Here is a 24,188-nt window from a genome sequence, read left to right as displayed (position 1 = left end):
TGCTACTAAATGAGTCCCGCAAATCATTTCTTCGGGACGAAAATGCACCCCACAACATTCACAAAATAACTTGCTGTTTTTTCAAAACACAATGGGCAATTGCCTTAGAGCCAATATCCGTTCAAATAGCGCTGATTCTTTTCAACCCATGGCTTCTTTTCTTTTAATAAGACCATTCCCTTATTGTGCAATCATTGTTGAGCAATTTGTTCATGCCATCTGTGATAAGCTGTGTTCCACGGTTCGGCGAGTGGATTAACGAATTGATCGCATTGGATATCCATGGACTTTAAATCATGAGCAATCAAGTCATGATAATAATTACCCGTTTCATTAATTATTTTCGAAAATTTGCAAATTATCGAAAATAACATAAGTTAACTTTTCTTTGAGTTGTTGATGAATGCTTTAAACCAGAATCTTATAATATTTTGGGTGTTACACTTGCGCTGCCTACTAATTCCGGCCTGCTAAACGCTTTTTCAGAAAACCAATCAGCGTACACATTGATATCTGGGGTAAAGAACGCTTTAAAATCCCATCCCAATTCATCATGATTAAAAGGTCCTAACTCAATATTCTTTTCTTTGGCAAGCCCTCGGATCATCCATTCAACAATTGCTGAATTTCCTCGGCCAACGGGTTGTAATTGAGCCAGGCGATAGGCAAGTTTTCCTGCATTAATTAAAAACTCCTTAATGTCTTGACTCGAATCCCAATCACAGCAAGCTTGAAAATAGGGCTCAATTAATTCGAATTGCACCTGAAAATAACTGGATCGATCACGATAATTTTGATTAAACGGAGTAGGACGATGATCGACGACAAGTGATGTTCTGCTATCCTCTTCACCGTAGTCCTCAAAAGTAATCGTAAGAATCACATCGTCTTCGATGAATGGAAATGGTGACTCTGCATTTTTTTGATGTACTCGCTCACATTCCACAGGGGTTAATTTGATCCTAATCGCATATTTTGTACCGTTTTCTATTTGTTGCCCAATTACCTCAACATGCTCCTGGTTATGATGAATTAAATCCATGAGGTGCTTGTATACTAGATTTTTTTGGGTAGGTAGATCGCGAGTCAAGTTAAACTGGTCTGTTGATACAAAACCTGCTTTATTAATCAACCCAAATTGATGTCGAAACGGGCCTTGTTTTAACATCTTAGCGACTTCGCGACGTTTATCGGCCAACCAGGCATAAGTACAACCTACACGGGACAGAAACATCTCGGGAGGACAATGAATATCTTGATGGACTACGGGAGGTATTTGCGGAAAAGAGGATATTTTTTTCCCTAACTCATCAATAATGCTTTTGCTCAGGTGAATCCATTGAGTCTGTTTCGTTGCATCAAAATCTTTGCTGCGATCTTTAGAGGAGGCGGTACTTTGTTCCGAGGTCGAAAATAGGGTGTTACGAAATAATCCTAATGATTCTTTTTTTTCGTCAGTCATCATTTTCTCAAGCGGCTCTTTTTTTAATTATAGAAGTGAAAAAGCCCCCTCGCCCAAAAAAGAAAAATCCACATTTGAAGGATCGCGAATTCATTTTCTTCCAAGTGAGTCTTACTTTATTTGAAGATTTTATAGTTCACTTCTATAGTTAAATTTTTTCCCCTTATTTCTGAACATCATGCTGGCATAGCATTTAGTAATTGATAATTTTTGGAGTGTACTAAAAATAAGAAAAATGGAGCTTGCTTATGAATACAAAAGAACATACGGAACTGGGCGATGCATTACGTTTTCTCGATTGGGAGGTCTTAAAAAACAATCCCTATGTCACTATTGATAAGCAGGGGGGCTTACATCTTCAGGTGCAAGGGTTTAACGAACTTGGCCTTCCCCAATCTGTCGGGTTAAATCTCACACCGGGTAACATTGTGGCCATGTCGGGAGACTATTTTGGTGGTCGAGAAGTATCGCTTAATTTACCGAGTATTGCTGCATATAATGCTAGCCCCCGAAGTTATGATAGTACAGGCACGTGTGAAACATTAGGAAAATATTTAATTAAAGAGCCGGTTAGCGAAAGCGAGGAGCAAAAGTTAATTTGCTCTTATAAACGTCTGGCAAATGACAACGTAGATCAAAGCGATATAGATACTATATATAAAATAAATAATGCCAACTACATCCCATTTTCAAGTACACTCAATTTCTATGTACAACAACTGATGTTTGCCCTGAGGGTAAAAAATTATAGTGAAATTTTGAATAGAAATTTATCCCATTTTACTCCATGGTCAGTGCGTGTATACACTATAGGCCATCATATAGCACTTCGATATGCACGTATTTATTATGAGCTCACTCAATTGCTGGCTGATTCAGAATATCAATCAGAAGATAGTGAATTCAATGAATTACTCAAGATTATCGAGCAGACACCTGAGGGGCTAAATCGTGATACCTTGCAAGATATAGCCTATCGGTATCAGGCTTTGGCTTTGGGAATGGAATTTTTTTGTTTCCACTATTATACCGATCACTTTGCTGCAGGGCATATTGCCTTCGTGGGTGACTTACGTGACCTACTTCCTAAACGTTTCGGAGTTTGGGGCAGTATTTTAGTCAATAATTTACACGATGAGTTAAACCGGGTAACCGTCTACACCAAACGCGCCTATGATCCAACGCCCGATAGCAGCGAGCCCCCTGTTAAAGCAGGAGGCGATGGTGATTTTGATGTTGCAAATAATTATTTTAATAAGCAAGCCTGTTTGGCAGGAATGGCGTGTTCATTGCACGATCTGCATGAGGTATTTAAAGGCTATGAACTTCCTAGGCAAACAGAATACGGTGGCCTAGAGCAAATGCCGGATGTTGATTATCACTATCGCCAACCCCAACCACTGCTTGTGTTAGGAAAAGATCAAAAAATTTATTATCGTACCGATCTCAATCACATTGATATCTTATCTCCGTCTCAATTGCGGACAACCTTTAATGATCCCTTGAGTCATGGATATACTGAATTAAGCAGTAAACTGGAGGCATTTTTATTGGTGTTCAAACTTCGCGTACTCCCCTTCTACAGCAGCCAAGTTCAACCACTTAGTGCAGAGCAATTGAAATTGCTGGAGGCAGAAGAAAGTAAACTCAATCCAGGGAGAAAGCCAGTACCGCAACCACCAACCGTACTCGTCCAAAAGCCTGTCGTGATTCCAGTTTGGCAACAACCTGCAAGTGATCAGGTGGTCATGCAGGGGCTCGTCAAAAATGGCTTATTGACTGCTTCGGGTAAACAAGGTCATCCGTTGGAGCAAGAACTGATTTTAGATGCAGAAACAACTTTAAGTTCTTCGCTCTAAATCAAGGTTATACATTGGGTGTGTTGTCAACACGCCCAATGTAAATAGAATAAATCTCTGCCATTATAAATTGTTCTTATCACATGACTATAGCCCTATTCGATATGGATAACAAAAATTGTTCAAGGCATACCCTATCCCGCGTTTAAATATAACTCCCAATCCAAATTTCTTGCTCAGGCGAGGGCCAATATACCAATATTTTCCTTACCCTGATCTCTTTCCTTACAGCTGTTGATTGTATTGAGAAGAATATGCATCATCCATGTGGTGCAGATCATTTACAGATCGTGTTCTTCTAAGATTACTAAAATGAGAGTGTGATTGAAGCGCTGATGATGAGTGGTCTTCTTTTTTAGAACTTATGTATTGCTGTAGCTTCACTTCCCCCTTTAAACGAGCTATTTCTTTTTCCAACTCCGGCACTCGTGATGCCTCTTTTTCCGATTTTTGTATCGTCAATTGATCTGCTTCGCTTTTCTCCAATTGAGCAATACCGAAATTAAGATCTTTGATTAAGTGGTTTAGATTCGCGGTTTCTTCATTAAGAACCTCAGAGTTGCGTAACTCATCAATTTTTTCTTTGTCCAGTCCCAGCCAACGGCTGATCAGATTCTCGATTTTTGGACGTTCAACATACCAATAAACACTCAGCGCCCCTAAACCAACAAGAATACCCACAGCAAAAATAGCAAGAGGCCATGCTGTTCCAACTACCGAAGCAACAAATAAACCTGCAATCGCCGTAGCCACAGTTTGACCCGCAAAAAGGCCTCCACTAAAAAAGAGAAAACCGGCAACACCCGCAGTGATGTATTTCCCAGCTTTTAAGTAAGGATTGTCTAACGCAGCATTAAGCTGATCTCCAGCTTCTTTTATATCCAAAAGTTGTTGAAGCAACATCCTTGCGATTTCAAGATCTTCACTTAATTGTCCCTTAGTTTTATTTCCAATCCCTTGCAGACGGGCCCTAATGGCTTTTATTTGTTTTAATTGCTCCAGTAACATATCAAGCAATTGAGGGGTATCTGAAGATTTTATACCTAAGTTTTTGGAAATTTCCACTAAGTCAAAGCTATAAAAAACAATCATGGAAAGGATTGAAAACAAAATTCCCACAGCAAAAAGAGCAAGCGAAGGAATCGCTGAAAACATCCCCATAAATGCGGTAACGCCATCAAATCCTTCACAACCAAAATAAATTGTTCCTGCAAGAGCTAATAACCCATATTTGACAGTTGCAGACATATCTGATTTTTTATTTTCATCATCCTTTTGTCCAGCAGGATTAAGGAAATTATGCAGATCTTTTAAAAGAGAGGCTTTCAATGAAGCAATTAAAAAAAATGCTTCATCAGTAGTTTTGGTTTTAGTGGTCAGTGCAAACCAACCTAACAAATCCGGTATTTCAATGGTTGTTGTGCTTTTTTGCAACAACGAAGTGCGATCAAGGTTGCTTGCACTTAATTTTTTAATCAGCTCTTGGCTGTTTGGACTCAGTTCAATTGTCATACAGTAATCTCCCCCTATATTACTGGCTTATTTGCTCTTCTATGGCAAAATTAGGGAATAACTTGTATATGATACTGGTTATTTATTAAACAAACATTAAGTCGTGGATGCAATTTGTAAAAAAATGCTTTTGTTTTGTTAAATAGGAGTAAAATCAGGCGAAAATAATCTAAATATAACTCGCTACTTTTTCCAGCAGTAGAAAAATTGTATGCTAAGGGACAGTGGCATGAGGATGATGTGCCGCTTCGAAAAAATCGCTCCTATTCCATTTTTAGGAGAAGGGATTAACCTCATTTAGTGCTCCACCTCATGAATAAAAGGTGATTTTCTATGATAATTTTGTATTCCTACCCAGAACTCTTTGGCTTACCCGATAATAATCCGTTTGGATTGAAAGTGGATACCTTTCTTCGATTAGCCCAAATAGAGTATCAGCACGAACATATTGTTAATACCCAGAATGCACCCCGAGGACAGTTACCTTATCTGGATGATGCAGGACGCATCATTACAGACAGTAACAACATACTGCATTATCTTTCACAAAAATACGTTAACTTGGATCAACATTTAACATCAGAACAAAAAAATACTCATTTTTTAGTTAATCGCATTTTAGACTATCATTTGTATTGGGTTATGTCCTATTCGCGTTGGCAAGATGATCAATTTTGGCCTTTATTCAAAGCGGAATTCTTAAAACAGCGTCCTGAGTTGTCCGAAACCTATCTTGAAAAGGTAAGAAAATACAATATTGAGAAATATCATTATCAAGGGATTGGCAGATACTCCAGCAAGGAGGTGTATCAATCAGGTATTGAGGATTTGCAGGCAATTCATCATATTTTAGGAGCTAATGAGTATATATTCGGTACTACTATCCATGCTTTGGATGCATGTTGTTATGGATTTTTAGCCAATATCGTTTATTTTGATATCGATACGCCGTTAAAGGAATTTATGAAGCAAACCGCTCTAAGTGATTATACCCATCGAATCAGAGCTTTGTTGAGCTATTAGTCCAAATGAGTTCGAGGGCTTGCAGCTCTTTTTCGCTTAAAAGCTCATATTTGCTCATGGCATTTGTGGTAAGGTTTGGGTAATGCTCAAGGCATTTTTTAATCAGCTTTAATAAATCACTTTCATTTATAGGCTTGGTTATAAAATCAATCGCCCCTGCTTTTATCGCTTTAACAGCCATAGGTATGTCTCCATAGGCGGTGATCATAATAACCTTAAGTAAGCTGTTTTGCCGTTTTAATCGTTCAAATAGCTCTAATCCATCCATGTCCGGCATTCGCACATCCGTAATCAAACAGCCTGTATGAGCCGGATTATATTGTTCCAGAAAAGTTTTTGCATTCAAATAAGTTTTCACTTCAAAGTTCATAGACTCAAAAAGCCATTTCAAAGCACGTAATACATTCTCATCATCATCGACAATATAAATGGTTTTACTCATTGCAAAGCCCCGAAGTTTGCTTAGGCAGCCTAAAAGAACATATCGTCCCCTCCCCTGAGGGATTTTTTTCTATCTTGAAATTCCCACCATGGGCTTCAATTATTTTTCTACAAATGCTTAAGCCAAGACCTAATCCGTATTCTTTGGTGCTATAACATGAAGCAAGTAGATTATCGAGCACAGTTTGTGCCACTCCTGGACCATTATCCCTAATGGTAACCAGCACCTCAGCATCATTATTTTTTATTTGAATCAACAAGATTGGGTTCGTTGTTTGTGCATCAGCCATGGCTTCAAATGCATTATTAATAAGGTTTAAAAATACCTGCCGCATTTGATTTCGATCTAAAGAGACTTCTGTTACATGTTCATCTACTTCATATTGAACTGTTCCAGAAAAATTGGAATACAACTTGGACAAAACAACAGATTGTTTGGCTAATAAAGCCAAATTAACCCGTTCAAAGTGGAGTTCCCCATGAGTAACAAAACTTTTCATCCGCTTAATAATCGTATTGATTAATTCAACTTGTTCCAGTGCCTTTTGAAGTACATTGATAAATTCATCAGCCTCCTTCCCTCCCTGCTGCAAACGTAAAATACTCCCAAGAAGATAAGAATTTAGGGCTGATATGGGTTGAGCGATTTCATGGGCTAATGAAGATGCAGACTCCCCTGAAAAATAACATCTTGAGATACGATCGAGCGTTGCCTGCTGTAATTTGATTAATTCCTCGTTCTTTTTGTGTTCTGTAACAAAATGCCAGGTCCCGATCATTTTAATCGCATTATTCTCTGCGTCGCGAATATAACGACTCTGGGCAGATACCCATTCATAATGCCCTTGCATCGATTGAATCCTGAAATCCGCCTTATGATCCTCAAAATAGGCGAAAGATTCGAGTAATTTATTAGCAACCTCTTCACGATCTTCTGGATGAAGTCGTGTTATAAAATGATCAATATGTCCCACTGCGCTGTCTGGGTTTAAAACGGATAAAGATTTGGAATAACCAAAATCAATAATCTCATTGGTGCTCAAATCCCACTGCCAGACGTTTAATTTACCGACCTCTAATAATTCCATTAAATAATCACGAGAGATTTCGTAAGTGAGCTTATCTGCGAATAGATCCTCAACGCATTTTAAATCAATAGACATCTTGGATTTTATCATTATGTATCCTCTGTGATTGAGTCATCCTTTCCATGATTCATACAGTTCGTCGCATAAGAAACCATTCTTTCGCTTTTGAAAATGATAACACAGTATTAATACATAATTTGAGTTAATATATACCATAATGTTTTTTTATATAAGCATTCAATTGAGCATAAAAAAAATACGACTTGGATTCTTTTTTCCAAGTCGTTATTGAAAGGATTTAAATTGAGCTCAGTCCGCTAATTCATAAGGGATATAAATTGGATTCCATATATTAGCAGCAAGTTCATTTTCAAGCTCAGCCTCATTGACCCCAGCCAGACCCTCTGCAATGGCTTGTTTTCCCACGGCTTTAGCTACCTCAAGACTAATTGCGCGAAGATCGGCAATGGGGGGAAGAAGGTTTGCCGACTTATTTTTTCTCGCAGGAGAACATTCTGCTAGCGCAAGCGCCGAGGCCTTGATCATGCCATCAGAAACACGTTTTGCTTTAGCTGAGATGATACCTAATGCTAATCCTGGGAAAATGTATGAATTATTTGTTTGGTCAATATGAAACACTTTTCCATTATACTGAACAGGTTCAAATGGACTTCCTGTTCCAATCAGGGCACGTCCATCAGTCCAAGTAAGAAGGTCTTGTGGCACTGCCTCACTATGAGAAGTTGGATTAGATAAGGGGAAAATAACAGGCCGATCTGTGTATTTAGCCATGGTTCGCACCACTTCTTCGGTAAATGCACCTTGTTGCGCCGAAACCCCGATTAAGGCGGTAGGTTTTACGTTACGAACCACATCCAGCAAGCTGATTTCCTCACGGTTACTGACTTGCCATTCAGCGACTTCGGAACGTTTGCGAGCAAAAGTGGCCTGATCATCGGTCAATCCTTTACCGCCTTCTACCAGAAGGCCATACCGGTCCACTGCATAGATGCGATCTCCAGCTTCTTCGTCGCTTAATCCTGCCCCTTTAAGAGCACCGCGAATTAATTGCGCAATTCCATGGCCAGTTCCCCCAAAACCAAGGAACACAATTTTTTGATCCTTTAGTGGAATTCCAGTGACATTAATAGCAGAAAGCAGAGTACCTGTCGCCATTGCCGCAGTTCCCTGGATATCATCATTAAAAGTACATAGTTTATCTCGATAACGGCTCAACAAACGAGCCGCATTTGCGCCAGCGAAATCTTCCCATTGCAGCAGAACATTTGGCCAACGACGTTTTACTGCGGAGATAAATGCATCAACAAATTCATCATATTCAGCACCGCGAATTCGCTTATGTCGCCAGCCAATATAAAGCGGATCCGCCAATCGTTCTTCATTGTCTGTTCCTACATCCAGTAAAATGGGTAAACAATATTGAGGTGGGATACCAGCCAAAGCAGTGTAAAGTGCCATTTTACCAATCGGGATTCCCATTCCACCTGCACCTTGATCACCAAGGCCTAGAATACGTTCACCGTCACTGACGACAATACATTTAATCAAGTCATAACGTGGATGAGAGAAGATTTTATCAATCAGGTTCTTATTGGGATAACTAAGAAATAGACCGCGAGGTTTACGAAATACTTCACTGAACTTTTGACATCCTTCCCCAACTACAGGGGTATAAACGATCGGGAGCATTTCCTCAATATTGTTAATGATCAAGGAATAAAAAAGGGTTTCATTGTTATCTTGCAGATCGCGCAAAAAGCTGTATTTTTCTAACGAGGTTGGCAATGCCGTCAATCCATCATGACGACGTTTTTGCTGTTCCTGTAAGGTACTTACTTGGGGCGGTAATAAGCCATGAAGTGCGAAAATATCTCTTTCAGCATTAGTAAACGCAGTGCCTTTATTTAATCTGGAGTTATTGAGCAGATTATAACCGGTTAATTTTGTTTTGATGACGCCATCTTTGAGATATTGCGTTTCTTGATCCGACTTTTTCATTTCAAGGTCCTTTTTGATGAGATTAAGTGTATAAAAGTTTACGTTAACAAAGCACCGCACGATTCAGGGTAAGACTCGCTGCCATTAAGTTATAAGAATCCCCCCCTCATCCGCCGTTAAGGGCGCCTTCTTCCCCTAGGAGGAAGGGAAATGTATTTCACTTAATGGACTTGAAGGCCCCTACTCTGGCAAAGGAACAAATTCTTTTTCATCACCAGGTATTTTTCCAAATTTTCCTTCTTTCCAATCCATTTTCGCTTGCTCAATTCGTTCTCTCGAACTGGAGACAAAATTCCACCACACGTATCGTCTTTCCTCTAGGGCAGCACCTCCCAGAACAATCATATGCACCTCAGAATCCGCCACCACTTTGAGCTCAGCTCCTGGCTTGAGCACTAACATTTGTGGGGCATTATAGATTATCTTGTCAATGATAATCTTACCACTTAAAAGATGAATTGCGCGTTCTTCTACAGTCGATGGGATGATCCACTCCGAATGAGCCTCCAACTTGCATACAACAAAAAGTGCATCGGTTTGAGTCATCACAGAAGATTTAAGTCCCATCCACTCCCCAGCAATTACTCGAAAATGCATCCTCTTATCATGATGTGCAGGGATTACGCTTTTATCATAATGTGTAAATGAAGGATTCGTTTCTTCTTTATTAATAGGTAATGCAAGCCAACATTGAATGCCAAAAAAATGTTGAGGATAAAAACGATCCTGTTGCGGCGAACGTTCTGAATGAGCAATTCCTCGTCCAGCAGTCATTAAGTTCACCTCACCTGGAACAATAATTTGATGACTTCCCAGCGTATCTCGATGCTCCAATCGACCCGAGAATAAATAAGTCATCGTTGATAAACCAATATGAGGGTGTGGGCGTACATCAATCCCCTTTCCTGAATGCAGTTCACTAGGTCCTGCTTGATCCCAGAAAACAAAAGGCCCCACCGTTCTTTTTTCTTTAGAGGGTAATATACGTTTTACTTGAAACCCACCGAGATCCACTGTTCTCGGAATCAACTCTACGCTGATTTGCTTGGGACAATCCTCTGTCTTACCTATTGGGGCTTTTCCATCAAAATAACTCATACTTCCTACTCTCCTAGACAATTCTAGGTCACACTATTCATACTGCAGCATTTGATAAGCATAGCCTAAATTAAGCGTTTCTGTCGCTTTCAATATGAAAGAAAATACAGCGACATAATGATAAAAAATTAACTCTCAACCGCTTTAATGACTATACTTAAAAATAACTTTGTGTCAGGGAAGAATTAACATGAATGTTCATTACTTTGATTGGTCTCAAATAAAAAAACACTTTTTTAGTTTCATCATCATTTTTTTATTTCTAGATTGTTTGAGCATAACCTCTTTTGCAGCGCAACCTATCCTAATAAAAAATCCGGATGGCTCATCTGTAGAAACCAAGGCCGATGGGACGAAGATTATTACCAACGCGAATGGATCTTCGGTGGTAACCAAGCCCGATGGAACTAAGATTATTACCAATGCAAATGGCTCATCTGTAGCAACCAAATCCGATGGCACTCAAATTGTGACGAATGCAGATGGCTCATCAGTTCAAACGAAGCCCGATGGGACCAAAATTGTAACGAACGTGGATCATTCATCTGTACTCTATAAACCCGATGGAACGAAGATCATCACAAACCCAGACGGTTCATCAGTTCAAGTGAATCCTGATGGAAAGAAAATTATTAAGGATCCCAGTGGCAAAATTCTCAACTAGCTGAGAGACGTAAAAGCCCTACGCTTTGTACGTCAGCCCACTCGCTTGTTAAAAAATTGAACGTTTTCCCAAAGCTCCAACTATTTTAATCAGCCTTCTTACAGGTTTGCTTAAATTTCGCAACGAATTCATCGAGCATGTTTTGCGTTAACTTATCTTTACCCTCAGCATGATAAGAAGCAAACAGTTGGTTAAAGCATGGCTGGAGTGTTCCTTGCTCGGTCATCTCTAGCATGTCTTTAGCCTGTTCTAAATCAACAAAATTCAACTGCAACTGCGAATTGGAGCTCAGCTCATAATGTGCTTTTGCAACACAACAAATGGCGCAAGCTGCCAAATCATCATACGCTTTAACCTTTAAATCAGATGTCTTAGATAATGCAATGAGATCATAGGCAGTCAAGTTTTGGCTAAAACTTAAGTGATTATTTACTACTGATACATCTTGTACGCCACCATTACAACGATCACCACCAACCAGCATTTCGATTTCTAAGGTATGGGTATTTTTTCTCTTTACCTTATAGAGGGCAGTGAAGTCTCCTGTACCTCCGCCGCTATTAATGGTGTAAAGCCAATACTCATTTTTTCCAGCATGAAAAAATTTATAATAGCTATAGCCCTCTGCTGGACCTGGATATTCAGGATCTTGCCAATTATAGCCTATATAACCTTTAGCAATTAAACTGGAATTATGCCCTTTTACAGCATATTTAGCTTTTGCTAATCCACAGTGTTCCAGATCAATTTCCTTGCCTTCCGAGTTAAAAAAACAGAGCGCATCAATAGGTTTATTATGAAACATCAAATCAGCAGGAACAGCTGCACTCATTTTTGCGGCACATACAGAGGAAAAAATAATCAAGCCGAATATTCTGAACTTCATTTTAAAAGCCATTCCTTAAATGTCATCGTCATGCTCACGCTTTATTCGACAGAATAAACCATACCCGTTTGTGCCCCCTCAACGCTTTTACTAAATGCTAAAGCGACGCGACGTGCAGGTACCGGTTCAAAGCCGCGAAAAAAAGGAGCATATCGATTCATTGATTCCGAGAGAACAGTAGGGCTTACCGCATTAATCCGGATATGATGCGGTAATTCAATCGCCGCACTTTTAACAAATGCATCAATCGCACCATTCACCATGGCTGCAGAGGTACCCATAGGGATCGGATCATGACTTAAAATACCACTCGTTAAAGTAAATGACCCTCCTTTATTGATGTATTTGATCCCCTCTAACACCAGTCTTACTTGCCCCATTAATTTACTATTGAGACCTACAGTATATTGCTCCTCAGAAAATTTGGTTAATGTTTCAAAACATACTTCTCCGGTTACCGCAACAACGGCATCGAACGAACCGATTGATTGGTAAAGTAATTCAATTGAGCGGGTATCTCGAATATCAACTTGAAAATCCCCATTCGTATGCCCCACGGTAATTACCGTGTGACGTTGAGCTAATTCTTCACAAACTGCATCACCTATTGTTCCAGTTCCACCGACTACGATAACTTTCATTTTGCTTTTCCTTTTGTGAGAGATCAGTCCATACCAAGACCTATTCTAGGCCATACAGCTGTTCAAGAATTTCATCAATACCTTTTCGAGCAGCTAAAATTGCTGAGGCAGTTTTACAGTTCATTTGATTGGCATCCCCTAACAGCCTGTAAGAACGATGTAAATTCGTTCTGGCATTAAACCAGTATTCTTTTAATATGAATTGCCCGCCATGCTCTACTAATCGGGCAGACTCTTGCATCAAGGAGGAACAAGGGTTTGTTTGATTCGCACTTAATTCGTCAATTTTTTGCGATAATTCATGACATTGATTGGCAAGATAAGCTTTCTCCGCTTCAGGCATACTGTATGCAGAAAGAGAACATAGTAAAAATGAAGTGCTGATAAGAAGTTTTTTGAGCATTTGATCATCCTTTAACAATTTAGGTCCAAAATGTTCACACTAGATTCTTACATGGTATTGTTCACTTTTCAATCCTGGCAATCATGAACTAAGGCCTCTTTACCTTATAAAAACAATCGATTAATAAAAACAATTAGTGTACAATAATAAATCATTTTCTGTTCGATAATATTTAAGACTTTGTTAAGAATATATTGATAGTATGAAAAATAATTAAAACCAGGGATTATGAAGATGTTTTACTATTACGTTGATCAGCAAATTAAAAATTATTATAAATGGGGAACTAACGATCAAGGAGCGCCCGAATTTTATCATTTATACGATAACCAATGGACACCACTTCCCATTAAAGGTAAGAAAAAGACAGACCAGGGTTGGGAATATGATCTGGGTAAAATTAATTCAACTCAGATTACACTCAATACATTCAACAATTCTGATAGGATGAGTTTGTCATTTTTTACTCCTCCAGAATCAGGTCTTTTGGGAACAACCCGGTTTATTCCCCTTTATTTAATCAATAAAGATTTAGTGCCATTTCAAAAGGAGACCGTCAAGATTCCTGTGGAAACCCTATCCCAAAACCCGGCTCATTCATCTCAACCCAACAGCAAATTAAAAACTTATAGCCTGACCCCTAAGCAAATAGAAAGGCTGGAACAACACAAAGAAATGCTCAAGGGTCGTTGCTTTGAACGTCGTATCCATGATTATTTATTTTTTTGCCAGGGACGTACTAGAACTGAAAAAATCAGAGAGATCACTAAATTGCTTCATGGCGAGGCTTGCGATCCTGAGGTAATCGAACAAGGACGCACTGGCAAAATTGTAAAGGGATAAATGGTAATGTTCAGGCTCACTTTATTGCGGCCGGAACCAAGTTAAGTGCCGCCCAATGCGGCACTGATGCTCCCTGAGAACACCAAGAAATCCTTCATTCTCACTCATTATCGCATCATCCTTTTATATAACCTCGAGGGTGCTCTAACTTATCTTGGATTCTTTATTTCTGTTATTGATTGCATGATAATAACAGCTGCAAAAACAAATCATCTATTTTTATTCGATAAAAATAATACAAAAGGACCATTATGTATCGATTGATTACTCAATTACTCTCTTGTGTTCTGATGTTCATGAGCACCTCCGTTTTTTCTGCGCCCATCGAAATCAATCTTGAACCCAATAAAGCGGCTGTCTTGGCTAATACGAACAAACAAACACTCTCTTTATTATGTGAAATACATGCGGTTGCAAGCGCAAAAAATTATATTTCCATTCAGGTTATTAGTGGAAAAGGTATGTTCAATGGAACTAGCTTGAAACAAGGCGACTCTTTAGTATCAGCTTTAACCAACCTACAACAAGTTCCCATAGCAGCAGATCCTGGGACCAAAGCGCAAGTCACGAATTTAGGCACGCAACCAATAAAAGCAGTATGCATCTGAGGTGCATCACATAATCCAGGCTGGTTCCATCCAGCCTTCACTTGCTGCCATCATCTGCATTCTCACCTAAAGAATCCCCCTGATGAAGGGCATCATACTTCCTGCTTTGTTCTTCCAAGGCCGCTATATCATTGCTGCAAATATACTGCTGCAAGCGATTAAATTTTTCTTCATCCCAACCATAGATGCCCAAGCGAAGAAGGCGCTGAATAACCGTGTCGTCAAAACGTTTTTTAACCACTTGAGCAGGGCTACCAGCAACAATACTGTAAGGTTCAACATCTTTTGTTACCACACTATTGGCTGCGATAATAGCGCCCTCGCCAATGGTGATTCCCGGCATAATCATGGAACGCATACCCAGCCAAACTCCATCATGAATGATGGTATCCCCTTTGCCTTGGTATGCTTGCACATAATTGTCTGCAAAAGGATACAAGCAAAACCAATCCGCACGGTGATTATGATTCCCTCCCAGCATAATAATTACCTCAGCCGCGATACAGACATAATCCCCAATAAACAGTTGGTCAATATTCCATTGTGGCTGCCAATTTTTTAAACTGAACTCATCGCCATAGAGATACCTGACGACCGTCTCCTCAAAACTTCCTGTCCATGCATCGCTGTAGTAACTGTGGGTGCCTTTAATATGAATGTTGTGATTCTTGACACTCTTGTGCAGGTACTCTACTCGAGACCAATGTTTCTCTACTGCCGTCATGATGATGATCGTTCCTTTAAAAAGTTTCATTCTATCCAAAAGGAAGCAAAAACTAAATTTTTTAAAATAGTCTAGATAACCGCAAAAACATTGGCTATCCTCAAGGAGGAAGGAGTACTCTTAAATCAAAGGAGTGATAAATTATGAATTTTTTCAAAAGAATGGCTATTCCTGTTCTTTCCCTTATGTTTGCTGTACCAACTTATGCAGCAGAAACGGCAGGTGGTGGAGACTTTCAAACGCTTTGTACTAATGCTTGGATGAAAAAAGCAGATGAAGCAAAAGATAAAGTAGACTTTAAAAATTTTGGCGAAAAATATTGTGGTTGTGCTGCCAAACAACCTCTAGACAATGACGCCGCAGTTCAAAAAGCAGTCCATCTCTGCATGTCAAGAACCCTGCTCCATGATGCAATGGATTCGTTGGAAGATGAAGTAGGATTGAGTAAAGCCAAGGATAGCGACGTCACTGATTTTTGCCAAGACAGATGGAATCTGGTTGATCCCAAACAAACAGATGAGGATAAGAAATTAATTAGTGCCTACTGCGAATGTGCGAAACCGAAGTTAGTGGATCTGCTCAAAAGATCAAATGATATGACCGATAAACAATACAGCGATGAAATTGATAACATTGCTGATAATTGTGCTGATAATGCTGTTGCCTCAAAACCCACCCCAGCCAATTAATCTATATCCCGTCTCTCCCCAAGTGGTGAGACGGGACATTTGCTCAAGTAGGATCCGATAAATTAATCGAAACTCCTTCCAGGAATAATAATGGTTTTTTTATCACATTGGCCCATTTCCTTCCCCAACATAGTTGACAAGGAACAAATCGCTTAATGCACGCGATCTTTTCTTTGGTGATGTAAATCATGCAGGTGCGAAAGGCAATATGATATTCCAAACCAGCACCAATTTTTTGTGCAATCGCATCACAATTAGGTTCAATAATTTGTGTGGCTAATGCTTCAGAAGCAAGTAGAGACGCATCGGGCGTTAGATTACTATAAAGTCGTTTAAATTCGTTATCATAAAAAACCATCTCCTTCTCCAAACAATAAGCATAACGATCCCGAGTCAGAGAAAATTGGCATTTACCGCTGTATCGGAAATAATTCGCATGCCCACAAGCCGAAGCTAAAAAAAGACTGAATAAAAAAACAAGATAATATGTTTTTTTCATCATACCCTCACCTGGTTTAGTAGTTCGGCTTTTGTGCCTAGTTCAGTTAAATGGGAAACGGCTTAATCCACTATAAATGCTAACGACGCATTAATTCAACTAGGCTGTGTGTTATGATGAACAACTCAATAAAAAGTAGTGATTCCCCCATGCAATACACAAAATATGGTTATAAAGTAAAACAAATCACCGAAGGTCGTGGATGCAGCTGGTTATTCTTACCAGGTGGTCCTGGTTTGGGCTCTGAGTACCTCGATAACTTATGCAGTAGGTTACAGTTACCTGGATCTATTTTTCTATTAGATTTCCCGCAAGATGGCATCAATACTCAAGGCAAACTTGATTTCAAGCATTGGCAAGAGGGTTTAATTGATTTATTAAAAGACTTTTCTAAACCGGTATTAGTCACCCACAGCTTTTCCGGGATGTTTGCATTAAATTTTCCGGAACTAAAGCATCATCTGGCAGGTCTGGTATTAATGAATACCACCACCGAAAACAGTTTTTTTCAGCATGTGAGTGCCATGCAACAGCAACACCATTTACCCGATTTAATTCCTCCCGCCAGCCAGTATCATTTGGCACCCTCGGATGAGGCATATAAAATGTTTTGGAATAGCTATAAACATTATTGTTTTACCGCTGAAGAATTGGTGGAAGGCGAAAAAATCATGCTTCTTTTTGCCTTTAATAATACCGCTTATCATTATGCCATTGAACATTTTTATCCCGATTATTCATGTAAATGGTTTCCAGAAACCATACCCGCCATGACCATTGCCAGTGAGAATGACTTTGTCTGTCCACCCTTGATTTTTATGAACAATGAAAAATTCCAAGGCAAAAATTGTATCCATAAAATCATCCGCAAAGCAGGTCATTGTCCTTGGTTGCTTTTTTTGAATGATGTTCAGCATTGCTTTGATGATTTTGTAATGACGCTAAATTCTGTGACAATAAATGAGTCGCTCTATTGATTAGGAGAATAAAATGTATCCAATGACCACCATAACCGCCTCCCTGTTCGCCTTTGCCTACATCTATCTTTCAGCCCGTGTTATTAACTTGCGTCGAAAATATAAAGTGAGATTAGGAAGCAACGAGTTTGTTGATTTGGAAATGGCCATAAGAGCACACGGCAATTTTGTTGAGTATGTTCCGTTGACACTGATCTTGCTCTTTTGTGCTGAAGCAAATAAAGCCAACTGGATGGTGCTTTTGGCTTTGATTTTTTTGTTTATCTTGGGACGAATCTTTCATGCTTATGCATTTCTGGCCAAAGAGCATCTGCTTCAATTTCGTGTCCGCGGGATGATTTTGACCTTTATCGTCATGGCCTGCCTTTCGCTTTTAAATTTAATACTTCTTTTGATACAATGATGATGAAGTGAAACGTCTTGAAACATTTTAACCGCTACAGCAGGTCATTCTATTTGCCCGTCCTAAGGAGTGATTGACAGGGCCATGATTGATATTTTTGATTGAATCCATTATGTTTGTTAGGAAAATCGATCCGTTTAGGTTAAGGAATGACCTACCGTCTTATCAATAAGAATGTTGATATTTATAAATTTCCTGATGAACTGGAATCCAATTTAGGTTCAATTACTCTTGGCGATTTACATGGCAATCCAATCAAACTCATTCATTTTCTTTTTCGCCATCAAATCATTCAATTCCACCCTAAAATTAAGCATGTTGCGGAAGCTTATCAACAATTTGTAACGCTTTATGAGCAGTACGGAGCGCTTCTTCAGGAATATTTGGAAAACCGTACGCTCTTACACTATACACAAATCAAAATAGATAATGCCAAAGAACGAATTGCCAATCTGGACAAACAAATAATCGTCGTCGCAACTGCTGAAACCCAAACAACGAACACCTTGTCTCAATTGCGAGAACAAGCCCTAATAAAGCTACCTGCCGCTGAAGAGGAGCAAAGGCAGTTAAAGCAAAAACTATCTGAACCCAAAGAGAAGCTGGCTTATTGTGTGAGCCAATTTAATGAGTTCATGGCCCTATTGGAAATCCACGATAATCAAACCCTGATTCGCCTCATTGGCGATGAAGTAGCAGATCGCGGAAATTGCGATTATTTCACTTTTAGAATTCTTAGTATGCTTCGTCGAAATCATTGCCCGTTAAATATTTTGATTTCTAATCATAGCAGCGAGTTTATTTATGCCTTTGAGCAATTCATGGCGGGGCAATCCTTTGCTCCCCCAGGTTATATTGGTGATGTACAAATTCCTTCATTTTGGGGTCTTAACCTGTTACTTGAGCATCATATTATTCACCCTCAGGAGTTAACCCAGTTAATCAACGAAAGCTATAAACCTTCACTTAAGATGTTGGATTATACACTCAATGAACAGGGGATTACTTTATTTAGCCATGCGCCCATTCGTTTTGATATCATACCATTGCTGGCAGCACGTCTGGGGGTAAATTATAATGATTCCACTGCGGAGGCTTTAGCGGAAACCATTGATCAGATTAATCATCAATTTCAATTCTTCATTGAAAACAATGTCATGAGCTCACTGTTTCATACGGATGCAATTCATGACAGGACCAATATGTCAGAACAAGAAAGAACCGCCTGGCCTTTAATTCATCTTTTATGGAATCGCTGGGATGACGCGAAAGAACGTGAGATGGCAAGACCTGCGACTCATAAAGGCTATCATATTACTTATGTTCATGGTCATGATGGTTTTCAAAGTCTTCTGGCCCACATTTATAACCTGGATACCCTTTGCGGTAAAGATTCGCGAACAAATGAAGAGGAACAGATTAACAAAGCAGTCCTCCAGATTAATGAGAATCGCAATACAACCACGGATACAAAACCATCACAAGCCTATCTGCGAGAAGTTTTAAGATATAAAGTGTTCGACTCAGCCGAACGCTGCTTGGCATTTGAATTGCACCATAAAGAAAAATCACCCAAAGTAGATCTCAATGAGAGCATCAAAAAATTAGGCCTTCTTGGAAAACCTATACCTCAGTGCTTCACCTCATCCGTGGAATTAAATTCACCCACTACAGAGTCCAGCCCAAAAGAGTTAATGATGAGCCGAGAAAACGAGGAAGATCAGGCAGTCTTGACCTATGAGCAATGTAGATCAAGACCTAATGGATACTGAATTATCGTTGGTGCTGGAAAAATAATTTCTTATCACCGTAATTGGAAGCCAATAAAGGACTTTCCAACATTAATGTCCCTATACGATACTCGATACCTTGATATTCTCCATAGACCTCATAGATTGGACCCATGGGCACCTCGGCAAAAGAGAGTCTGAAGTCTTCTCGTGAATTCTCAGGGATTAAATCCTTAACCAAGCTCGTTGGTCGGAAATAGATCCGCTCAGGGAACACAGGGATTCCATCAATTCTTCCTTCACTCGTCCAAGCGGCTAAATGCCATAAAGGAAGGTTATTCGCCGGGTCGCGAGTCCACTCAAATATTTTCTCAATAGCACTCAAGGTCCAACTGGTAGGATGAGGTATTTGGTTCGAAAAATCTTTCGCAAAATAATTCCAATTGCCTTTTTGTCCCTCAAGCAAATTCATCACGTGTAAATTTAAAGAGGGATGTCCTGTGATTAAAAATTTAATTGCCATGCCAGGAATATAATTATCATCAGCTGGAGGGGTTGCTAACGAGAGACGTGCTATGCCGATTGCCCCCGTCTGATAAATACCTGTGAAGGGATGATCTGGTGAGGGAACTAAAGCAATTTTTCCTACTGAACCATTGGCGTGAATGATTTTTACTCGTCCCTCCGGAATTTCATCACTAGCGGTATCAAATGTTGGGCTTAAGTTAAACAATCCTTTTAATTTTTCGAGCACTTCATTAAAACTATTGCCAGTTAGCTCCGGTAAAGGATCTTCTTCATGGCTTGAGGTAATTTCAGCCCATAATAGCTCACGTTTTTCATCAGCAGGTAATTCCTGGTAGTAGCAAGGTAATTGAGCATATAAACCAAAACTCATGAAAAAATAGATGAGTCCGCTAAAAATCAAAATCAAACAACGATGCATCTCAACCTCCTTGTCTTCAAAGTTATTTTTTTGACAGAGTATACGAAATGGCAAGGGTTTTCTAGGTCATGTATTCATTAAGTTTTTTTAAAAAAATAGGGATACTTTACAACACAAAGATAAAGAAATACCCACCACAACGAGCGGAGCAAGAGCGTCCTTGTTGCAGCACCATACAAAATAGTGAAGGTTTTACTGGTACCTGGAATAAGAGCAAATAACCGCGGTTAGGGCTTTGCCCTCACCTTGGCTCCATGGAGCGTGTCCCTAATCATGACTTCATAAAATGGTCATAAATTGCACGACTTGCAAGAGCGATGGCGCGACTGCGTGGATAATCACTGGCTGATTTCGATTTAACATATACTGCAATGGCAACATGGCCTTTATTATTGGGTAACGTAATAATGCCAACGTCACTCACGAAACGATAAAGTTTTTTTGACCCAGGGTATCTTAAATAGTCCCGCTCATAAATAGACCATGTTCCTGTCTTATGGGCTACTTTAACATGGGGAGGCAATAATCCTTTTATTCTGCTGCGACCAGTTCGGCATTGCTCCATGATGTTCATAAGAAGATTAGTACTTGATTCTGAAAGAGCTTGTTTTTTGTACAATTTAACCAACAGTTTTGCCATATCATAAGGTGTTGTGGTATCGCGTATGTCCTTTTCAAAACGCTGCCAAGCTTGCTGCTTTTCTTTCAGCGGAACACGATTTGATATTTTTTGCCAAGAGTATACCGGCTGACGTTTTGTTAAAAATGAACGATCCACATGATTTGTATCGACAAACATTTCCATAATGGAGCGATTGATAAAAATATTTTTTAAACCAAGCGCACTCATACGCTGTGCTACATATTTAGGGCCATTAGCGGCCTGTAATAATGCATCACTTGCACTGTTATCACTATTTTTGAGGGTATGCATCAAGATTTGTTTCAGGGAAATATTCAATTTTTTCTTTTCGAATAAATAATGAAGTGCCCCAGAACCAGGAACCGAATAACGTGAATCCATTTTAATTACACGATTTAAAGAGTCTTTTTTCTCATCGACGCGGTGTAAAAATGCCATCGCAATAGGTAATTTGATTGTACTGGCCATGAAAAAACGCTGATTGCTATTATGGGCAATCACTTTATTTTTTTCTATATAAATGGCAGTAATCCCCATGACTGTATTTGAGTTTTTTTCAATCGCATTTAATTTTTTAATCAGTTCTGCATCACTTGGGGCAGCAAAAGCGCTCACTGAATAGACAAAACCCAAAAACCAACACGCCAGTAATTTTTTCATAAGATATTTAATCCATTGCTCATTATTTTTATTCAATTTTTTAGCGTAATAACCAGTAATACATTCACTAGTGTATCTTTTAAATCGTATGATAAAGCGTACGTTAGAAATTTCCCTATCCGCATGCAACAGTCCATAGTGTGTTCGGAAGGTTTGTAACTTAGATAAGGGAATTAATTTTTCTTTATCGCATTGTGACCATTTTCACTGTCAATGCAATAAAACTTTTAATGCATGTAGCAATTTTTATTCTATTTTTAAATTGATTACAACCTATTGCTTACCTTGAGAGACACTTAACTTACTATTGATTCATAAAGAACAAAAAATACCCATCGCGTTCTCTTCTTAATTCAGCTCCCTCAAAACAAATTCATTCCTATTATCCTGAATAAAACTCCGGTCGCTTGGCTCTCGTTTATTTGTTTTATAAGCGCTTAGGCCATTTACTTAAGAAGTTTAATTTGCCAGTTTCCAGTTCTTGTTTGTTTGCCCGCAGCGGCGATTAAAAGCCCTAAATTAACAAAAATATGGCCGCAAATTATATACAACACCCCAAGATCATCAAGAATCATTTTTGATTTAAGTCTTCATGCGGACCCTTTTGCCTCAAACTTTAGAGTTTGTAAGAAGATATGAATGTTCCATATACCTCATTAGTTCCTCTTGATTGACCGGCATCTGAGTTAAACCTATATATTTATCTGGACGAACCAATACAGCGGTAGGTCGCACAATTTTAAATCGGTGATGCATCTTTTGATCTTCATCAATCAAGATGGAAATCCCCTCATCAACTAAAGTCATTTCAGATTGAGGCAGTATAATATGAGTCTTGATTAAACCCTTAAATTGCTGCGTAACAGCCCTGGCGAGTTCAGAGAAAACCAACAATTGATTACTATTCTCAGGTTCCAGTCCCCTAAATAAAAATAAGTGATGCAGCGTTCCCTGAGTGATTTGCTGCAATTCCTTTTTTTCTTTGCTTTTTGCATCAATAAAAGGGGAATTAATGAGAAATCCACCTATTTTGAATTGGGTTTTTTCACCCAATGCGGTGACGATAGGACTTTTCGCATAGCTCACCCCCAACTCAGCAAGATTATACATAATAAAATTTTTAACTGCGTCGAATGACATAACGGTCTGTAAAAGTAAATTACGTAAAAAAATCATCACCGGATTACTCATCATAATCAAACGAGTCATTACGCCAGTATCTTTTAATACCCCTGCAGCAATCGGATGACGTTCGCGATGATAACTATCAAGTAACACATCGCTTGCCAGTCCTTTATGCACCAGTGCTAATTTCCAAGCGAGATTATAAATATCTTGTAATCCGGTATTTAACCCTTGCCCACCCATAGGACTATGAACATGAGCGGAGTCCCCAGCAAAAAATACTCGTCCATAACGGTAGTTTTCGATTTGCTTGTGATCAATGCCAAATTGACTGATCCAAACTGGATCATGCAGGGTTGCCGGATCCGTACAACGTGCTTTAAAGACTCGAATGATGTCTTCCATTGTCGGGGCTTGATGCATGAGTTTTTCGGGCGCAGTCATGACCAAACGATAACGTTTTTCACCCATCGGGAAACACGCAGCAGGGCCTTCATCACTGACGTAGATAATAAATTTATTTTCAGGAAGTTCCCAATCAATAAGCAGGTCAGCGAGCCACCAAGTTTGTTTAAAAGAAGAGCCTATAAATTCAGCATTAACTAATTTTCTCAGCGTACTGTGCGAACCATCACAAGCAATAATCCAGTGTGATTGAACTTTTTCGATGCTGCCATCAGCCTGTTTTAACGTAGAAACGGTATGGTTAGCCGTTTCTTCGATTTCAGTTAATTCAGTTTGCCATTCAACATGCAAACCTCGATCAACCAGCCCCTGATGGAAAATGTGTTCCGTTTTGCTTTGAGGAAGGTCAATCACAAAATGATAATCCGCTTCAACAGGTGCATAGGTGGCATGAATTAACTCTTTTCCCTTAGATTTAAACAACACCCCATCTACTTTTTGTCCCTGGATGAGTACTTCATCAAGAAAACTGCAATCCCTGAGCAGATCAAGGGTTCGAATATGAATGGCCAATGCCTTAGATTTATCACTGAGTGCCGACTTTTTATCAATGATCCGACAACTCAAACCGTGACGAGTCAGCTCGTTTGCGCAAAATAAACCAACAGGCCCAGCTCCAACGATTAGTACATCCAATAACTTATCAGACATATTCACTCCCTGTTTTAATCGGGTCATTTAGGGCAAAGAACGATTATATGAACGGCTTAATCCTACGTTTTATTATAGTATATTAAGCGGAGTTAATCTTCGCCATGGGCTAAAAAACCTATTGATTTT

At 39.3% G+C, this 24,188-nt stretch carries 23 protein-coding genes; 9 read left to right on the top strand and 14 right to left on the bottom strand.

Annotated elements, in window-relative coordinates; all coding sequences use genetic code 11:
- Positions 1-421: 421 nt before the first annotated feature.
- Positions 422-1,465, bottom strand: a complete 1,044-nt coding sequence (locus OQJ13_RS10585; RefSeq protein WP_265710816.1) for a hypothetical protein — start codon at positions 1,463-1,465, stop codon at positions 422-424.
- A 245-nt stretch (positions 1,466-1,710) separates the two neighbouring features.
- Here OQJ13_RS10585 and OQJ13_RS10580 point away from each other — a divergent pair, with 245 nt between their 5' ends.
- A complete protein-coding gene (locus tag OQJ13_RS10580) occupies positions 1,711-3,321 on the top strand; it encodes a hypothetical protein (protein WP_265710815.1) in 1,611 nt (536 codons plus the stop codon).
- A 225-nt stretch (positions 3,322-3,546) separates the two neighbouring features.
- Here OQJ13_RS10580 and OQJ13_RS10575 read toward each other — a convergent pair whose 3' ends face one another.
- A complete protein-coding gene (locus OQJ13_RS10575; RefSeq protein WP_265710814.1) occupies positions 3,547-4,833 on the bottom strand; it encodes a hypothetical protein in 1,287 nt (428 codons plus the stop codon).
- 333 nt (positions 4,834-5,166) lie between these two features.
- On the opposite strand from OQJ13_RS10575, the gene OQJ13_RS10570 reads away from it, so the two are divergent.
- Positions 5,167-5,856: a glutathione S-transferase family protein gene (locus OQJ13_RS10570; RefSeq protein ID WP_265710813.1), complete on the top strand. Its 690-nt coding sequence runs from the start codon at positions 5,167-5,169 to the stop codon at positions 5,854-5,856.
- On the opposite strand, the gene OQJ13_RS10565 is transcribed toward OQJ13_RS10570, so the two are convergent.
- The 4 genes from OQJ13_RS10565 to OQJ13_RS10550 all read right to left on the bottom strand — a co-directional run bounded on the left by OQJ13_RS10565 (position 5,834) and on the right by OQJ13_RS10550 (position 10,502).
- A complete protein-coding gene (locus OQJ13_RS10565; RefSeq protein WP_265710812.1) occupies positions 5,834-6,298 on the bottom strand; it encodes a response regulator transcription factor in 465 nt (154 codons plus the stop codon). The genes OQJ13_RS10570 and OQJ13_RS10565 overlap by 23 nt on opposite strands.
- Positions 6,291-7,475 carry a sensor histidine kinase gene (locus OQJ13_RS10560; protein WP_265710811.1) on the bottom strand — a complete coding sequence of 395 codons (1,185 nt, stop codon included), beginning with the start codon at positions 7,473-7,475 and terminating at the stop codon, positions 6,291-6,293. Before OQJ13_RS10560 ends, OQJ13_RS10565 begins: the two co-directional genes overlap by 8 nt.
- Positions 7,476-7,694: 219 nt before the next feature.
- The gene (locus OQJ13_RS10555; RefSeq protein WP_265710810.1) at positions 7,695-9,404 is read right to left on the bottom strand and encodes an NAD-dependent malic enzyme; all 1,710 of its coding nucleotides are present in this window, start codon (positions 9,402-9,404) and stop codon (positions 7,695-7,697) included.
- 180 nt (positions 9,405-9,584) lie between these two features.
- Positions 9,585-10,502, bottom strand: coding sequence for a pirin family protein (locus OQJ13_RS10550; protein ID WP_265710809.1), 918 nt, complete (start codon positions 10,500-10,502; stop codon positions 9,585-9,587).
- 190 nt (positions 10,503-10,692) lie between these two features.
- On the opposite strand from OQJ13_RS10550, the gene OQJ13_RS10545 reads away from it, so the two are divergent.
- Complete coding sequence (locus tag OQJ13_RS10545) at positions 10,693-11,166, top strand: hypothetical protein (protein ID WP_265710808.1); 474 nt, start codon at positions 10,693-10,695, stop codon at positions 11,164-11,166.
- Positions 11,167-11,251: 85 nt separating this feature from the next.
- Here the strand turns inward: OQJ13_RS10545 and OQJ13_RS10540 are convergent, their stop codons facing one another.
- The 3 genes from OQJ13_RS10540 to OQJ13_RS10530 are packed head-to-tail and all read right to left on the bottom strand — an operon-like array spanning position 11,252 to position 13,096.
- The gene (locus OQJ13_RS10540) at positions 11,252-12,052 is read right to left on the bottom strand and encodes a hypothetical protein (RefSeq protein ID WP_265710807.1); all 801 of its coding nucleotides are present in this window, start codon (positions 12,050-12,052) and stop codon (positions 11,252-11,254) included.
- Positions 12,053-12,093: 41 nt separating this feature from the next.
- Positions 12,094-12,693 (bottom strand): short chain dehydrogenase, encoded by a 600-nt coding sequence (locus tag OQJ13_RS10535; RefSeq protein WP_265710806.1) that lies wholly within the window; start codon positions 12,691-12,693, stop codon positions 12,094-12,096.
- 40 nt (positions 12,694-12,733) lie between these two features.
- Entirely contained in the window at positions 12,734-13,096 is a 363-nt protein-coding gene (locus OQJ13_RS10530; protein WP_265710805.1) for a hypothetical protein, read from the bottom strand.
- Positions 13,097-13,330: 234 nt separating this feature from the next.
- Here OQJ13_RS10530 and OQJ13_RS10525 point away from each other — a divergent pair, with 234 nt between their 5' ends.
- Complete coding sequence (locus OQJ13_RS10525) at positions 13,331-13,939, top strand: hypothetical protein (protein WP_265710804.1); 609 nt, start codon at positions 13,331-13,333, stop codon at positions 13,937-13,939.
- A 251-nt stretch (positions 13,940-14,190) separates the two neighbouring features.
- A complete protein-coding gene (locus OQJ13_RS10520; RefSeq protein WP_265710803.1) occupies positions 14,191-14,547 on the top strand; it encodes a hypothetical protein in 357 nt (118 codons plus the stop codon).
- A 37-nt stretch (positions 14,548-14,584) separates the two neighbouring features.
- Here the strand turns inward: OQJ13_RS10520 and OQJ13_RS10515 are convergent, their stop codons facing one another.
- The gene (locus tag OQJ13_RS10515) at positions 14,585-15,301 is read right to left on the bottom strand and encodes a CatB-related O-acetyltransferase (protein ID WP_265710802.1); all 717 of its coding nucleotides are present in this window, start codon (positions 15,299-15,301) and stop codon (positions 14,585-14,587) included.
- A 113-nt stretch (positions 15,302-15,414) separates the two neighbouring features.
- On the opposite strand from OQJ13_RS10515, the gene OQJ13_RS10510 reads away from it, so the two are divergent.
- A complete protein-coding gene (locus tag OQJ13_RS10510; protein ID WP_265710801.1) occupies positions 15,415-15,960 on the top strand; it encodes a hypothetical protein in 546 nt (181 codons plus the stop codon).
- A 43-nt stretch (positions 15,961-16,003) separates the two neighbouring features.
- On the opposite strand, the gene OQJ13_RS10505 is transcribed toward OQJ13_RS10510, so the two are convergent.
- Positions 16,004-16,462 (bottom strand): hypothetical protein, encoded by a 459-nt coding sequence (locus OQJ13_RS10505; protein WP_265710800.1) that lies wholly within the window; start codon positions 16,460-16,462, stop codon positions 16,004-16,006.
- Between the two features lie 146 nt (positions 16,463-16,608).
- Here OQJ13_RS10505 and OQJ13_RS10500 point away from each other — a divergent pair, with 146 nt between their 5' ends.
- The 3 genes from OQJ13_RS10500 (at position 16,609) to wip (ending at position 19,611) form a co-directional block, all read left to right on the top strand.
- Positions 16,609-17,436, top strand: a complete 828-nt coding sequence (locus tag OQJ13_RS10500; RefSeq protein ID WP_265711927.1) for an alpha/beta hydrolase — start codon at positions 16,609-16,611, stop codon at positions 17,434-17,436.
- A gap of 13 nt (positions 17,437-17,449) precedes the next feature.
- A complete protein-coding gene (locus tag OQJ13_RS10495; RefSeq protein ID WP_265710799.1) occupies positions 17,450-17,839 on the top strand; it encodes an MAPEG family protein in 390 nt (129 codons plus the stop codon).
- A gap of 149 nt (positions 17,840-17,988) precedes the next feature.
- Positions 17,989-19,611, top strand: coding sequence for a Dot/Icm T4SS effector Wip (gene wip, locus OQJ13_RS10490; protein WP_265710798.1), 1,623 nt, complete (start codon positions 17,989-17,991; stop codon positions 19,609-19,611).
- A gap of 1 nt (position 19,612) precedes the next feature.
- On the opposite strand, the gene OQJ13_RS10485 is transcribed toward wip, so the two are convergent.
- The 3 genes from OQJ13_RS10485 to OQJ13_RS10475 form a co-directional block, all read right to left on the bottom strand.
- Positions 19,613-20,515, bottom strand: a complete 903-nt coding sequence (locus OQJ13_RS10485) for a hypothetical protein (protein WP_265710797.1) — start codon at positions 20,513-20,515, stop codon at positions 19,613-19,615.
- A 271-nt stretch (positions 20,516-20,786) separates the two neighbouring features.
- Positions 20,787-21,818 (bottom strand): class A beta-lactamase, encoded by a 1,032-nt coding sequence (gene bla, locus OQJ13_RS10480; protein ID WP_265710796.1) that lies wholly within the window; start codon positions 21,816-21,818, stop codon positions 20,787-20,789.
- A 609-nt stretch (positions 21,819-22,427) separates the two neighbouring features.
- Entirely contained in the window at positions 22,428-24,059 is a 1,632-nt protein-coding gene (locus tag OQJ13_RS10475; RefSeq protein WP_265710795.1) for an FAD-dependent oxidoreductase, read from the bottom strand.
- Between the last annotated feature and the right edge of the window lie 129 nt (positions 24,060-24,188).

Origin of the sequence: Legionella sp. PATHC035 (assembly GCF_026191115.1) — a bacterium.
Classification (GTDB): domain Bacteria; phylum Pseudomonadota; class Gammaproteobacteria; order Legionellales; family Legionellaceae; genus Legionella.
Note: the sequence above shows the minus strand (reverse complement) of the source record. Positions and strands in the feature narration are given on the sequence as shown.